This window comes from Leclercia sp. M-A074-M, from assembly GCF_965195605.1.
In the GTDB taxonomy this organism is placed as follows: domain Bacteria; phylum Pseudomonadota; class Gammaproteobacteria; order Enterobacterales; family Enterobacteriaceae; genus Enterobacter.
In genome coordinates this window covers 309,589-323,417 of the sequence record NZ_CBDAHM010000001.1, presented here as the reverse complement: position 1 = coordinate 323,417, position 13,829 = coordinate 309,589, and the positions used below count along the sequence as shown (strand labels likewise).

Sequence of the window (13,829 nt, the reverse complement as noted above, 5' to 3'; positions counted from 1 at the left end):
TAAATGTCATTAATTAGTATGCATGGGGCGTGGCTGTCGTTCAGCGACGCGCCGCTTCTCGATAATGCTGAGCTGCATATCGAAGATAACGAACGTGTCTGTCTGGTGGGGCGTAATGGCGCCGGAAAATCGACGCTGATGAAGATCCTCAACCGCGAGCAGGGGCTGGATGACGGGCGCATTATTAACGAACAGGATCTGGTTGTGGCGCGTCTGCAGCAGGATCCGCCGCGCAACGTTCAGGGCAGCGTCTACGATTTTGTCGCCGAAGGCATCGAAGAGCAGGCCGAATACCTGAAGCGCTACCACGAGATCTCACATCTGGTGATGACCGATCCCAGCACCAAAAACCTGAATGAGATGGCGCGCCTGCAGGAGCTGCTGGATCATCATGGCCTGTGGCAGCTGGAAAACCGCATTAACGAAGTGCTGGCGCAGTTAGGTCTGGAAGCGGACATGCCGCTGGCCTCTCTTTCTGGCGGCTGGCTGCGTAAGGCGGCGCTGGGCCGGGCGCTGGTCAGCGGGCCGAAAGTGCTGCTGCTTGATGAGCCGACCAACCACCTGGATATCGAAACCATCGACTGGCTGGAAGGGTTCCTGAAAACCTTCAACGGCACCATCATCTTCATCTCTCATGACCGTTCGTTTATCCGCAATATGGCGACCCGTATTGTCGATCTCGATCGCGGCAAGCTGGTGACCTATCCGGGCGATTACGACACCTATCTGCTGGAAAAAGAGGAAAACCTGCGGGTAGAGGAGCTACAAAACGCAGAGTTTGACCGCAAGCTGGCGCAGGAAGAGGTGTGGATCCGTCAGGGCATTAAAGCGCGTCGTACCCGTAATGAAGGCCGCGTCCGTGCCCTGAAAGCGATGCGCCGCGAGCGCAGTGAACGCCGCGAGGTGATGGGCAGCGCGAAGATGCAGGTCGAAGAGGCGAGCCGTTCAGGCAAAATCGTCTTTGAGATGGAAAACGTCAACTACCAGGTCGACGGCAAGGTGCTGGTGAAGGACTTCTCCGCCCAGGTTCAGCGCGGCGACAAAATCGCCCTTATCGGCCCGAACGGCTGCGGTAAGACCACGCTGCTGAAGCTGATGCTGGATCAACTTAAGGCAGATAGCGGCCGCATCCACTGCGGTACCAAGCTGGAAGTGGCGTACTTCGACCAGCACCGCGCTGAGCTGGATCCGGATAAAACGGTGATGGACAACCTCGCCGAAGGCAAGCAGGAAGTGATGGTGAACGGTAAGCCGCGCCACGTGCTGGGCTATCTGCAGGACTTCCTGTTCCATCCCAAACGGGCGATGACCCCGGTGCGCGCCCTCTCTGGTGGGGAGCGTAACCGCCTGTTACTGGCGCGTTTGTTCCTGAAACCCAGCAACCTGCTTATTCTTGACGAACCGACCAACGATCTTGACGTTGAAACGCTGGAACTTCTGGAAGAACTGATTGATAGTTATCAGGGAACTGTGATGCTGGTCAGCCACGATCGTCAGTTCGTGGATAACACCGTCACCGAATGCTGGATCTTCGAAGGCCAGGGACGAATTGGTCAGTATGTGGGCGGTTATCACGATGCCCGTGGGCAGCAGGCACAATCGCAGGCGACAAAACAGTCAAAAGCGAAGGTGGAAGCGGAAGTTGCTGTTCCAAAAGCAGAAAATAGCAAACGCACCACGGCCAAATTAAGCTATAACCTTCAGCGCGAACTGGAAGGCTTGCCGCAGCGTCTGGAAGAGCTCGAAGCCAGTCTGGAAAGTTTGCAGGCTCAGGTGGCAGACGCGTCATTCTTCAGCCAGCCGCATGACTATACTCAAAAAGTTCTGGCCGATATGGCCCAGGCTGAGCAGGCGCTGGAAGAGGCATTTGAACGCTGGGAATATCTTGAGGCTCTGAAAAACGGCGCATAAGTTAAACATGGAGCCAGTATGTGTGAACATCACCATGCCGACCGGCATATTTTATGCTCACAGTGCGATATGCTCGTGGCGCTTCCGGTGCTCGAGCATGGCCACAAAGCGGCATGCCCGCGCTGCGGGACAACGCTGACAACAGAGTGGGACGCGCCGCGGCAGCGTCCTACTGCTTATGCCATTGCTGCGTTGTTTATGCTCTTTCTCTCCAATCTTTTCCCCTTTATTAATATGAAGGTGGGGGGGATCACCAGCGAAGTCCATTTGCTGGAGATACCCCGCGTGATGTTCTCAGAGAATTACGCCAGTCTGGGAACATTCTTTTTACTTTTCGTCCAGATCGTACCGGCGTTTTGCCTGGTGGTTATCTTACTTCTCGTGAACCGGGCGCATATGCCCGGAGCACTGAAAATCAGGCTGGCGCGGATCCTGTTCCAGTTGAAAAGCTGGGGGATGGCGGAGATTTTCTTAGCCGGTATTCTGGTGAGCTTTGTTAAGCTGATGGCCTACGGCGATATCGGCATTGGCAGCAGTTTTATTCCCTGGTGCCTGTTCTGTATCCTGCAACTACGCGCGTTTCAGTGCGTGGATCGCCGTTGGGCATGGGACGATATCGCTCCTGCGCCCGTATTGCCGCAAACGCTGCAACCCGGTGTGCCGGGAATCAACCAAAATTTGCGCTTATGCGCCTGCTGCACAGCGATCCTTCCTGCCGACCAGTATGTCTGCCCGCGTTGCGCAACAAAAGGGCATGTGCGGCGTAAAAACAGTCTTCAGTGGACCATGGCACTGCTTATTACCTCCATGATCCTCTATCTCCCGGCCAACATACTGCCGATTATGATTACCGACCTGCTGGGCGATAGAATGCCATCGACTATCATGGCCGGGGTTGTACTGCTATGGAGTGAAGGCTCCTATCCGGTTGCGCTGGTGATCTTTATCGCCAGTATTATGGTCCCCACGCTCAAAATGATTGCGATTGCCTGGCTCTGCTGGGATGCCAAAGGACACGGCAAGCGTGACAGCGAGCGGATGCATCTGATCTATGAAGTCGTGGAGTTTGTCGGGCGCTGGTCAATGATTGACGTTTTTGTGATTGCCGTCCTCTCTGCGCTGGTGCGTATAGGCGGATTAATGAGTATCTATCCCGCCATCGGAGCGGTGATGTTTGCATTGGTCGTGATTATGACCATGTTTGCGGCCATGACTTTCGACCCTCGGTTATCCTGGGATCGTGAGCCAGCGTCGAGCCATGAGGATGAATAAAAGCATGGAAAAGAGAAGCGGAGAGGCGAAAGTGCAGAAGGTCAGAAACTGGTCGCCGGTGTGGATTTTCCCCATCGTGACTGCCCTGATCGGTGCCTGGATCCTGTTTTATCATTACAGCCATCAGGGTCCGGAAGTGACGTTAATCACCACCAATGCCGAGGGCATTGAGGGCGGTAAAACCACCATCAAAAGCCGCAGCGTGGATGTGGGGGTCGTCGAAAGCGCGACCCTGACTGATGACCTGACACACGTAGAGATCAAAGCCCGTCTCCACGCTGGCATGGAGAAGCTGCTACACGGCGACTCGGTGTTCTGGGTGGTGAAACCGCAGGTGGGCCGCGAAGGCATCAGCGGTCTGGGCACGTTATTATCCGGGGCATATATTGAACTGCAACCGGGCAAAAAGGGCGTCCAGCCAGCGAAATATCAATTGCTGGACTCACCGCCGCTGGCCCCACCCGATGCGAAGGGGATCCGCGTCATCCTCGACAGTAAAAAAGCGGGCCAGCTGAGTCCGGGCGATCCGGTATTGTTCCGCGGTTATCGCGTGGGTTCCGTTGAAACCAGCACGTTTGACACCCAAAAACGCACCATCAGTTACCAGCTGTTTATCAATGCGCCTAACGATCGCCTGGTGACCAGCAACGTGCGTTTCTGGAAAGACAGCGGTATCGCCGTGGACTTAACCTCAGCCGGTATGCGCGTCGAAATGGGCTCACTCTCTACGCTCTTCGGCGGTGGCGTCAGTTTTGACGTGCCGGAAGGGCTGGATCAGGGCCAGCCGGTGGCGCAGCACACGGCATTCAAGCTCTATGACGATCAGAGAAGCATTCAGGATTCGCTCTATACCGACCATATCGACTACCTGATGTTCTTCAAAGATTCTGTCCGCGGCCTGCAGCCGGGCGCGCCGGTTGAATTCCGCGGTATCCGTCTCGGAACCGTCGCTAAGGTGCCGTTCTTTGCGCCGGGTATGCGCCAGGTGCTGGATGATGACTACCGTATTCCGGTGCTGATCCGCATTGAGCCGGAGCGGCTGATTAATCAGGTTGGCGATACGCCGGACATTGCTCAGCATATCGACGGGCTGATGAAGCGCGGCCTGCGCGGCTCGCTCAAAACCGGTAATCTGGTGACCGGGGCGCTGTATGTGGATATGGACTTCTTCCCGAAAGAGCCGCCGCTAAAAGCGATCCGCGAGTTTGGCGGGTATAAAATTATCCCGACCGTTAGCGGTGGCCTGGCGCAGATCCAACAGCGTCTGATGGAAACGCTGGATAAGATCAACAACCTGCCGCTCAATCCGATGATTCAGCAGGCCACCAACACGCTTAGTGAAAGCCAGGCGACGATGCGCCGACTGCAGGCCACGCTGGATAATCTCAACAAGCTGACCGCCAGCCAGTCGATGCAGCAGCTGCCGCAGGACATGCAGAAGACGCTGCGTGAACTGAACCGCAGTATGCAGGGCTTCCAGCCGGGCTCCGCGGCATATAACAAGATGGTGGCGGATATGCAGCGCCTCGATCAGGTTCTGCGTGAGCTCCAGCCGGTACTGAAAACGCTGAATACCAAGAGCAATGCGCTGGTATTCGAAGCAAAAGAGAAAAAGGACCCTGAGCCGAAGGGGGCTAAGTAATGAAAAAATGGCTAATCATCACCGCAGTAGCGCTTCTGACCGCCTGTAGCGCATCAGAGAACAAGAGCTATTATCAGCTGCCGCTGGCAGCGCAGGCGGGCGGGCAAACGACGGCCAGCCAGGGGAACCGCCTGCTGTGGGTCGAACAGGTAGCGGTCCCTGATTATCTCGCCGGTAATGGCGTGGTCTATCAGACCAGCGATGTGCAGTACGTCATCGCCAGCAACAATCTCTGGGCCAGCCCGCTGGATCAGCAGCTGCGTAACACGCTGGTCGCCAACCTTGGCAGCCAACTGCCGGGATGGGTGGTAGCCTCGCAGCCGCTGGGAAGCGACCAGGATACGCTTAACGTCAATGTCACTGGCTTCCACGGGCGCTATGATGGCAGGGTGATCGTCAGCGGGGAGTGGCTGCTGAACCATCAGGGTCAGCTGATCAAACGACCTTTCCATCTGGAGCTGATCCAGCAGAAAGATGGTTACGATGAGATGGTAAAAGTGCTGGCCCAGGGCTGGGCGCAGGAGTCTGCCAGCATTGCGAGAGAGATCTCCCGACTGCCATAAGTAAAATTCATCGCACGGAGCCGCACTTAGCTTGATGCTAATTGCGGCTTTTTTTTCGTTTGCCCCTCAGGCGGTTACTTGTGCCGTGTCACAATTTTTGTACAAATGAACTTTTGTGTAGCTCACATTTATGACACTGGCGTGAATTTTGCGCATTGACGCTCGGCGGTAATCAGGGTATTCGTTATCTGTGATTGCACATTTTGTAATCACTGTTTTCTTTTCCACCAGATCAAATAATGAGGGAAACGAGGCATGAAGAGACAGAAACGAGATCGCCTTGAAAGGGCTCATCAACGTGGTTATCAGGCTGGCATCGCCGGACGTTCAAAAGAAATGTGTCCCTATCAGACCTTGAATCAGAGGTCACAATGGTTAGGGGGCTGGCGAGAAGCCATCGGAGACAGGGCAGTACTTGCTTGATAGCGTCTCTTTAAAAAAAGAAACCTCCGCACTGCGGAGGTTTCGCCTTTATATGCTCTGGTAAAAGCAACAATCAGAATGCGGAGGTGTCCTGGAACAGACCCACTTTCAGGTCGTTCGCGGTGTAGATCAGACGCCCGTCGACCAGCACTTCGCCATCCGCCAGGCCCATAATCAGGCGACGGTTAACAATGCGTTTGAAGTGAATACGGTAGGTAACTTTTTTCGCGGTCGGCAGAACCTGACCGGTGAATTTCACTTCACCCACGCCCAGCGCGCGGCCTTTGCCTTCGCCACCCAGCCAGCCGAGGTAGAAGCCAACCAGCTGCCACATCGCGTCCAGACCCAGGCAGCCTGGCATCACCGGATCGCCAATAAAGTGGCAGCCAAAGAACCACAGGTCCGGGTTGATATCGAGCTCTGCTTCTACGTAACCCTTATCGAAGTTGCCGCCGGTTTCCGTCATCTTCACGACACGGTCCATCATCAGCATGTTCGGGGCCGGTAACTGCGGGCCTTTCGCGCCAAACAGTTCACCGCGACCAGAGGCAAGAAGATCTTCTTTTGTATAGGATTCGCGTTTATCTACCATGTTCTCAGTATGCCTTATTTTAGTGAAGGACGCAGGATAGCTAACACGTGTACGCTGAACAAGTCCGATCAGTTTGGCGTGAACCAGTTCAACCAGCGTAACGGCCAGGGATAACGGTGGCGCGCTTCCTGTTGCGTTGCCTGCGCAATTCGTTCCTGGATAGTCTGCATCAGTGTGGTTTGCCCCTCGGCGTCCCACTCCAGGTTTGTCAGTAAGGGTAGCGCATCTGTAATGTCTTCGATGGCCCAGAGGCTGAATTGTTCCTCTTCTACCGCCTTCAGCAGTTCCTGACTGAGGCTGAGATGACGCACGTTCGGAAGAGGAATGATCACACCCTGTTTACCGCTCAGCCCACGCTGCTGGCAAACGGTAAAGAAGCCCTCGATCTTCTCATTCAGACCGCCGACCGGCTGCGCGCGACCAAACTGGTCCACGGAACCGGTGATCGCAATGCTCTGATTCACCGGCACATCGGCCAGGGCGCTGATGAGGGCACACAGCTCTGCCATCGAGGCGCTGTCGCCATCCACTTCGCTGTAGGACTGCTCGAAGGTCAGCGAGGCGGTGAAGGGGATCTGCTGCTCGAGCTGCAGTTCCGACATCAGGAAGGCCTGCATGATCATCATGCCCTTGGCGTGAATATTCCCGCCCAGCTCGGCTTTGCGTTCGACATCGATAAACTCACCGTCGCCGATATGCACGACGCAGCTGATACGCGACGGCTCGCCAAAGGCGCGCGGGTGGCCAGGGAATTCAATTACCGACAGAGCGTTGATCTGCCCGACGCGTTCGCCTTCGGTTTCAACCAGGATCTGCTCAAGCAGGATCTCATCCTGCATGCGATCGGCAAGATAGCCTTCACGCCATTCGCGCTGCACCAGCATCTGGGAGAGCTGTTCGCCGGTGACCGTATCGTCTTCGGTCATGGCTGCGGCTTCACGCAGCTGTTTGCCAAGCCAGAGAGGACAAAGCGGCAGAGTCTCCTGATCGCCGGTATAGCGGACCGCTTCGCGGATCAGCACCGGCCAGGCATCGGCAGCAGGCGTTGGCAGCTGCGCACGCTGGCAGACGGCGTAAACCCACTGCAGCCATTGCTGCATATCTTCAGCATCCGCAATCTGGGTACTCTCTTCAAACTCGCTGTAGACCACCTGGTCGGCCAGTTCGGGTTCCATCTCCTGGAAATCCGCCAGCGCTTCGCGATCGCCGATGAGCACCACTTTCAGGGTGAGCGGCATAGAGGGCACAGCGACCGGAAGAGGGCGCGACTCGTCGTAGGCCACCCAATCGAAGCGCTGCTGGCTAACGCTGTTTTTCAGGCGCATCCACAGAAGCGGCTGAGCAAGCAGCGTGCGCAGGGAGATAACCAGCACGCCGCCGTTTGCCTGATGAACCAGACCGGGGTGCAGGGTAAGTTCACCGTTAAACTGGCGCAGACAGCCGAACAGCTGCTCTGCTTCTGTCCAGCCCGCCTGGACGATGTTGCCGGTGACAGCAAAACGGCCATCGGGTACGGTGGCGGGTTCAAAGGTAACGGTATGCCCATCGATGCGGTACTCACCACCAAAGACCGTTCCGGCTTCTGGCTGCAGCTGCCGCATGGCATCTGCCAGAAGATTCAGATACTCCGCTTCGTCTGGCGCTTTCAACAACATGAATGGTGAGGTAGCCCATGGGCTTAACACCTGCTCCAGCGCGTAATGCAAACGGGGCTGAGTGTCGCTGAGGATGTATTCGTCTTCTTTCGCGAGATCTGGCTGTGCAAACAGTTCCTGATAACTGTCGGTATCCGGAACAAGGTCACGCCATGCAAGTTTCGTAATGGTCAAAGTTGATGTTTTTTAGTCAGAAGTAAAACGATGGAGTATACCGTAAGGCGCAGGCTCTGCACATGAGGGAATCGGGGTTTCCGGGCAGGAATGCGTCACCGCGTGTCACAGGATATGATTTCTTTTCAGCAGATTGCTAAAAAACTGATATTCTGAACACAGTTACACGGTCACACTGAGATCGCAATGAAATATCAACAACTGGAAAATCTCGAAAGCGGCTGGAAATGGAAGTATCTGGTCAAAAAACACCGTGAAGGGGAGTTGATCACCTGCTACCTCGAAGCCAGTGCTGCAAAAGAAGCTGTAGATTTATTGCTGACCCTCGAAAATGAACCCATTCTGGTCAATGGCTGGATTGAAAAGCATATTAATCCTGCCTTACTGAACCGAATGAAGCAGACTATCCGTGCGCGGCGCAAACGGCACTTTAATGCTGAGCATCAACATACCCGTAAAAAGTCGATTGATCTGGAGTTCATGGTCTGGCAGCGTCTGGCCGGGCTCGCCCAGCGACGGGGGAAAACCTTGTCAGAAACCATCGTACAGCTGATTGAAGATGCGGAACATAAAGAGAAGTACGCCAGTCAGATGTCGACCCTGAAAACCGATCTCCAGGCGCTGCTGGCCGGTAAAAAGTAGCGTTTTACTTTACTTCAGGCAATAAAAAACCCCGCAACATGGCGGGGTTTTTTGTCAGACGATAACTTATGCCGCTGGCTGAGTTACAACGTCTTTGATGCCTTTAACTTCGATCTCTACGCGACGATCTGGAGCCAGGCAGTCGATCAGTGCAGCGCGAGCTTTCACGTTGTCACAGGTAGAACCGGTAACTGGGTTAGATTCGCCCATACCACGTGGGGAGATCTTGTTAGCCGGGATACCTTTAGAGATCAGGTAGTCAACAACGGACTGAGCACGTTTCTCAGACAGACCCTGGTTGTAAGCGTCAGAACCGATACGGTCGGTGAAGCCCAGAACCACGACGGAACCATCTTTAGGATCCAGGTTGCTCAGCTGGGTGTACAGCTGATCCAGTGCCTGCTGACCTTCTGGTTTCAGGGTTGCTTTGTTGAAGTTGAACAGAACGTCAGACTTCAGAGTGAAGTGCTTGGTCTGTACTTCTGGAGCCGGTGCTGGAGCTGGAGCAACGATTGGCGCTGCTTCTTCCTGCTGGCCGAAACGGTAGGAAACACCCACGCTCAGCATGCCGTTGTCTGGACGAACACCAACGGTGTTGCCGTCGCCGATGTTGTTAACCCACTGGTATTCCAGACGGGTAGCAACGTCACGGGTCATAGCCCACTCAACGCCACCAGCGAATACTGGGGATACGCCGGTGTCATGGTCGTCGCCAGCGATGCTGTTGCTGGAGTCTGCACGCCATACCATGCCGCCCAGACGGGTGTAGATGTCTACAGCGTCATTTACTGGGTAGCCCAGTTTAGCAGTCAGCTGAACGCCCTGAGCTTTGAATGCGCCGTTAACGTTGTCGCCTTTGTAAGGCATACGGCCCAGCCAGTCGTAACCCATTTCGAAGCCAACGTACGGGTTAACCTGATAACCACCGAACGCGCCTGCGCCCAGCTGGCTTTCATGAGTTGGACCGTCGTTGTTCAGAGCGTCGTTATACCAACCAGTGTCATGGAACTGAGACCAGCCCAGTTTACCACCAGCGTACCAGGTATTATCTTTCGGAGCGGCCTGCGCTACGGTAGCGAAACCAGCCAGTGCCACTGCAATCGCGATAGCTGTCTTTTTCATTTTTTGCGCCTCGTTATCATCCAAAAATCGCCATGAGAATCTCAATGAGAGTCACGGTTAAATCCTTCACCGGGGGGCGGGGACAAAGAGTAAACCTACCGATATCTTCGGCTTAGGCCGAGCACCCCTGGCGATGTAAAGTCTACAACGTACCTGAAAACTTACAAGTGTGAACTCTGTCAGGCATATGAAAAAAAAAGTTTTGTATACACAATATTTAACATTTATTGCGCAATTTAAGGCGTGCTAAAATGAAGAAAGCCGCGGCAGACAAGACTTTTCGCGGCTTTTTTATAGAGAACCAACGGCGTACAGAGGGCGCAAAAAAAATTCCAGGAATACTCTTATTTTTACTTAATGATACAAATTGGAGTGAATTTTTAGCCCAGAAAGGTGTCCGTTGCCCAGAGCATTCATTCGAATGGGACGCATTATGAAGCCGAGCGCATTACCTTCTTCGGCGGCTTCAGCCAGACGATGTTGCTCCGTTTCCGTCAACTCGTGCGTAAACCAACCGATCACGACGCTGTAATTTCCGGTACGTAACGCCCTCACCATTGAATCTACAGTATGGCATGGATCCATCTGGCTTATCTGCATCACTTTTGCGAGCGGCAAGCCGGCGGACTGCACCCATTCCCGGCTCAATTTCTGCTGCGGCGTAAGCCACAGCTGCCAGCGCGACTGCTGACCAAGCTGCTGTAACAGTGGCAGCAATAACAGCTGCGTCATCATGGGCTGGTCTTCACGGTAGAGCACTTCACTAATCAGCCCGGTGGAAACAGGCGCAGTGGAATTCAGCGCGCTTTTACCTGCGGTAGAAGAGAAAGTAGTTGAACGGTTTGCATAGCCTGAAGAGTACATAATCAATCCAGCCCTGTAGTTACTGTATGGATATACAGTAACCCCTGTGCGACTAAAGATCAACCTCATTTTCGGAAAGCTCCTCGCAAATTTGGTTTGTAATTCAGTCGTATTGAAAAATCAGCTTGCCGTTCAATCATAAGTTACCTATTTTTTGGCTAACGGATCCGTTAACAAGCGACTTCATCATTACTCCATGATTTAAAAGGGAAATATCATGAAAAAGTTATCGTATGAACGGATCTATCAATCAGCAGAATACCTGTCTCCTCTGGGCGAGGTTCAGTATCGTGCCCTGTTTGGCGGTTACACTCTGGCGGTAGATGACACGGTATTTGCCATGGTGTCGGAAGGGGAGTTATACCTGCGGGCCTGTGAAGAGAGTGCACCCTACTGCGTAAAGCATGCCTCGTCTTTCCTGTCGCTGGTGAAGCGGGGGCGGCCGGTGTTGTTAAACTATTTTCGCGTCGATGAAGGACTCTGGCAGGATCGCGAAACGCTTCTGCAGCTCTCGTCGTTTGCGCTGGAGGCGGCGCGGCGGGAGCGCTGCGAACGCTACAAGCGCGAGAGGCTGAAAGATTTACCCAATCTCACCTTTCAGCTGGAGATCCTGCTCTATGAAGCGGGCATCACCAATGAAGAGGCATTACGTGAGCTGGGAGCAGAACAGTGCTGGCTGAAGATCAGAGCGCTGAACAAGCACCTCAGTTACAAGGTGCTGTTTGCGCTGGAAGGGGCGATCACCGGGCTCCACGTCGCTGCGCTCCCGGAAGTCAGACGCCAGGAGCTGGTGGAGTGGTACAAAAAGCTGCCGGTTGAGACGCCCGTCACTCCGGCAGTTGATTAACGTGCTGTTGTAGATGGCAAATTTCTGGCAGCAACGCGATGAGCAGACCAATCTGCTGCAGCACCAGAGGCGCCTTGCTCTCTGCGCCTGGCTCAATATGTGAAATGCGTTGCGCCAGTTCGCTTAGTGCCTGTTGAACACGAGGCTCATCCGCCGGACGTTGATGAAGCGCATCATCAACATAGCAGACCGCATCGTCGAGCAACCCCAGGATTGCGGGGTTGTTGAGCCGCTCGCGGTGTGCGCCCAACGCGGCGATGTAGCTGGTAAAAGTATGGTTCAGGCACAGCAAACGGAATGCGATTTCACGGGTTTCTGCGGTTGCCCGCGGCTCCGTGGACATATTCGACACCACAGAAGCCAGCTCCGCGTCGCGGTTATAGGCGTCACGCCGGGCTATACGGTACGCCAGACGGTTATCGCGCCCCTGGTGATACTGCTCAAGGATGGCATCGAGATAACGGCAGTTAGCATTCATCGCCTGATCCAGCACCCGAGGCAGATTACGGAACCGCCAGTCTGGCCAGATGAAACTCACTGCAGCCCAGGCAATGGCGCAGCCAATTAACGTATCAATGACGCGCGGCAAAGCTACCTCAAAGCCTTCCCCAAGCAGGTTAAAGCAGAGCAGCACCAGCAGGGTGATAAACATGGTGGCGTGGGCATATTGCACATTGCGAAACGCAAAAAACAGCACGCCGGTGATCACAATTAAGATCAGCTGGCCTTCCAGCGAAGGGACAAAGTAAAGGATGGGTAACCCGACAGCGACCCCTACCAGGGTGCCGAGAATACGCAGCGCCAGCCGATGGCGGGTGGCGTTGTAGTTGGGCTGACAGACAAAGAGGCTGGTAAGCAAAATCCAGTAGCCGTGATTAAGCCCGGTTATCTGTATAAAAGCATAACCAATACAGAGCACCAGCGACATCCTCACCGCATGGCGAAACAGCGCCGATTCCGGAGAAAAATGACGACTTAAACGCAGCCAGATATCGCTAAACCCATGCAGACTGTCATCCGCAAGCTGGTTATTCACATCATTACCGGGTGTTGCCAGCGCCTGCTCAGATTCGATGGTGGCGAGCTGGGCATCTATGGCGCGTAAGTTATTTAACAGAAAACCCAGCGCTTTCATCTGCTCAGCAGAGGTGCCGCTGGCCTGAACGCGGTCGAGCGCTGCATCCAGGTGGGTAAACGCCCGTTCAAATCGCGGATCGTGCTGATAAGGGGTGCGCAGCAGAATGGAGCGCGACAGCTGCTGGCAGGCTTGCGACTGCATGGACAACAGACGCTGGAAGCGGAACATCACGTCGCTGTAGCGAAACTTTTCGCGCAGATCGGCGTACTGAATATGCGATGAGCTGGCGCGCTCGTGGATATCCTGCGCCACAAAGTAATAATGTAAGGTTCGGCGGGTGCCGCGCTGACCGCGATCGCCGCGTAAACGGGTGAGTAACGATGCTTTGGTCTGGTTTAGTGTGGTCACCAGTTGCCCGTTCGCCAGGGCCAGATCGTACAGCGGTGCCTGGCCATCATCTTCAATATCCGGATCGAAGAGCCGGGACTTTAATTCCAGATAGTGGGCCAGCTGCTCATAGCTGCGGGCCAGATTATCCTGCAACGGGCGAATGGGAAAAATAAGATGCCCGGCGAGCGTCAGCAGGTTATACCAGACCGCGCCCAGCAACAGCAGCACCGGCTGTTGATACCACTGGTCATACAGCGACACCCCCAGCATGGTATAGATGGCAATAAGCAGCGCGCCAAAGGCGATGGTGGCGTAGCGCTGGCCCAGCCCACCCAGCAGAATAAAGACGCTGGTGGAGAGCGTCAGCCCAATCGCGAAAAACCATGGCCACGGGAAGAGCAGCTCAACCGATGCAGAGGCGATAAAAAAGCAGATCAGGGTGATAACCAGATTGCGCAGCCGACCGGTAAGGCGATCGTCCAGGTCGGCCAGCGCACCGGCAACCACCCCCAGCGTCAGCGGGATGGTTAGCTTTACTTCGCCCAGCCACCAGGGCAGGGCGGTGCTGCCACACAGGGCAATAAAGATCCGGGCATTGTAGAGCCAGGCGCTGTTCAGGGTGTAGCGGCGAAGCAGGGGGCTTAGCATGGGCGC

12 protein-coding genes are annotated in these 13,829 nt (G+C 54.8%); 7 read left to right on the top strand and 5 right to left on the bottom strand.

What is annotated here, in order from left to right:
* Positions 1-3 precede the first annotated feature (3 nt).
* The 5 genes from ACOKCT_RS01720 (at position 4) to rmf (ending at position 5,811) form a co-directional block, all read left to right on the top strand.
* Entirely contained in the window at positions 4-1,911 is a 1,908-nt protein-coding gene (locus ACOKCT_RS01720) for an ABC transporter ATP-binding protein (RefSeq protein WP_263951020.1), read from the top strand.
* Between the two features lie 18 nt (positions 1,912-1,929).
* Complete coding sequence (pqiA, locus tag ACOKCT_RS01715) at positions 1,930-3,183, top strand: membrane integrity-associated transporter subunit PqiA (RefSeq protein WP_420193096.1); 1,254 nt, start codon at positions 1,930-1,932, stop codon at positions 3,181-3,183.
* Positions 3,184-3,187: 4 nt separating this feature from the next.
* Complete coding sequence (gene pqiB, locus ACOKCT_RS01710) at positions 3,188-4,825, top strand: intermembrane transport protein PqiB (RefSeq protein WP_420193095.1); 1,638 nt, start codon at positions 3,188-3,190, stop codon at positions 4,823-4,825.
* Positions 4,825-5,388, top strand: a complete 564-nt coding sequence (gene pqiC, locus ACOKCT_RS01705; RefSeq protein ID WP_103178953.1) for a membrane integrity-associated transporter subunit PqiC — start codon at positions 4,825-4,827, stop codon at positions 5,386-5,388. Before pqiB ends, pqiC begins: the two co-directional genes overlap by 1 nt.
* 255 nt (positions 5,389-5,643) lie before the next feature.
* Positions 5,644-5,811, top strand: a complete 168-nt coding sequence (gene rmf, locus ACOKCT_RS01700) for a ribosome modulation factor (protein WP_010429337.1) — start codon at positions 5,644-5,646, stop codon at positions 5,809-5,811.
* Positions 5,812-5,884: 73 nt separating this feature from the next.
* Here the strand turns inward: rmf and fabA are convergent, their stop codons facing one another.
* The gene (gene fabA, locus ACOKCT_RS01695; protein WP_000227926.1) at positions 5,885-6,403 is read right to left on the bottom strand and encodes a bifunctional 3-hydroxydecanoyl-ACP dehydratase/trans-2-decenoyl-ACP isomerase; all 519 of its coding nucleotides are present in this window, start codon (positions 6,401-6,403) and stop codon (positions 5,885-5,887) included.
* A 68-nt stretch (positions 6,404-6,471) separates the two neighbouring features.
* Positions 6,472-8,232, bottom strand: a complete 1,761-nt coding sequence (locus ACOKCT_RS01690; protein WP_156238323.1) for an AAA family ATPase — start codon at positions 8,230-8,232, stop codon at positions 6,472-6,474.
* A gap of 186 nt (positions 8,233-8,418) precedes the next feature.
* Here ACOKCT_RS01690 and matP point away from each other — a divergent pair, with 186 nt between their 5' ends.
* Positions 8,419-8,874: a macrodomain Ter protein MatP gene (gene matP, locus ACOKCT_RS01685; protein WP_103178956.1), complete on the top strand. Its 456-nt coding sequence runs from the start codon at positions 8,419-8,421 to the stop codon at positions 8,872-8,874.
* Between the two features lie 66 nt (positions 8,875-8,940).
* Here matP and ompA read toward each other — a convergent pair whose 3' ends face one another.
* On the bottom strand, positions 8,941-9,996 hold the full coding sequence (gene ompA / locus ACOKCT_RS01680) for a porin OmpA (protein WP_103181059.1): 1,056 nt from the start codon (positions 9,994-9,996) through the stop codon (positions 8,941-8,943).
* A gap of 354 nt (positions 9,997-10,350) precedes the next feature.
* Entirely contained in the window at positions 10,351-10,860 is a 510-nt protein-coding gene (sulA, locus tag ACOKCT_RS01675) for an SOS-induced cell division inhibitor SulA (protein WP_156654225.1), read from the bottom strand.
* Between the two features lie 217 nt (positions 10,861-11,077).
* Here sulA and ACOKCT_RS01670 point away from each other — a divergent pair, with 217 nt between their 5' ends.
* Complete coding sequence (locus ACOKCT_RS01670; RefSeq protein WP_159339193.1) at positions 11,078-11,707, top strand: TfoX/Sxy family DNA transformation protein; 630 nt, start codon at positions 11,078-11,080, stop codon at positions 11,705-11,707.
* Here the strand turns inward: ACOKCT_RS01670 and yccS are convergent.
* Positions 11,688-13,823 carry a YccS family putative transporter gene (gene yccS, locus ACOKCT_RS01665; RefSeq protein ID WP_103178959.1) on the bottom strand — a complete coding sequence of 712 codons (2,136 nt, stop codon included), beginning with the start codon at positions 13,821-13,823 and terminating at the stop codon, positions 11,688-11,690. The two genes, ACOKCT_RS01670 and yccS, sit on opposite strands and share 20 nt — an antisense overlap.
* Positions 13,824-13,829: the final 6 nt, after the last annotated feature.

Bases quoted from the DNA above. Each gene is read 5' to 3' on its own strand.
- ACOKCT_RS01720 (WP_263951020.1), top strand. From the start codon at position 4: ATGTCATTAATTAGTATGCATGGGGCGTGGCTGTCGTTCAGCGACGCG.
- pqiA (WP_420193096.1), top strand. From the start codon at position 1,930: ATGTGTGAACATCACCATGCCGACCGGCATATTTTATGCTCACAGTGC.
- pqiB (WP_420193095.1), top strand. From the start codon at position 3,188: ATGGAAAAGAGAAGCGGAGAGGCGAAAGTGCAGAAGGTCAGAAACTGG.
- pqiC (WP_103178953.1), top strand. From the start codon at position 4,825: ATGAAAAAATGGCTAATCATCACCGCAGTAGCGCTTCTGACCGCCTGT.
- rmf (WP_010429337.1), top strand. From the start codon at position 5,644: ATGAAGAGACAGAAACGAGATCGCCTTGAAAGGGCTCATCAACGTGGT.
- fabA (WP_000227926.1), bottom strand. From the start codon at position 6,403: ATGGTAGATAAACGCGAATCCTATACAAAAGAAGATCTTCTTGCCTCT.
- matP (WP_103178956.1), top strand. From the start codon at position 8,419: ATGAAATATCAACAACTGGAAAATCTCGAAAGCGGCTGGAAATGGAAG.
- ompA (WP_103181059.1), bottom strand. From the start codon at position 9,996: ATGAAAAAGACAGCTATCGCGATTGCAGTGGCACTGGCTGGTTTCGCT.
- sulA (WP_156654225.1), bottom strand. From the start codon at position 10,860: ATGTACTCTTCAGGCTATGCAAACCGTTCAACTACTTTCTCTTCTACC.
- ACOKCT_RS01670 (WP_159339193.1), top strand. From the start codon at position 11,078: ATGAAAAAGTTATCGTATGAACGGATCTATCAATCAGCAGAATACCTG.
- yccS (WP_103178959.1), bottom strand. From the start codon at position 13,823: ATGCTAAGCCCCCTGCTTCGCCGCTACACCCTGAACAGCGCCTGGCTC.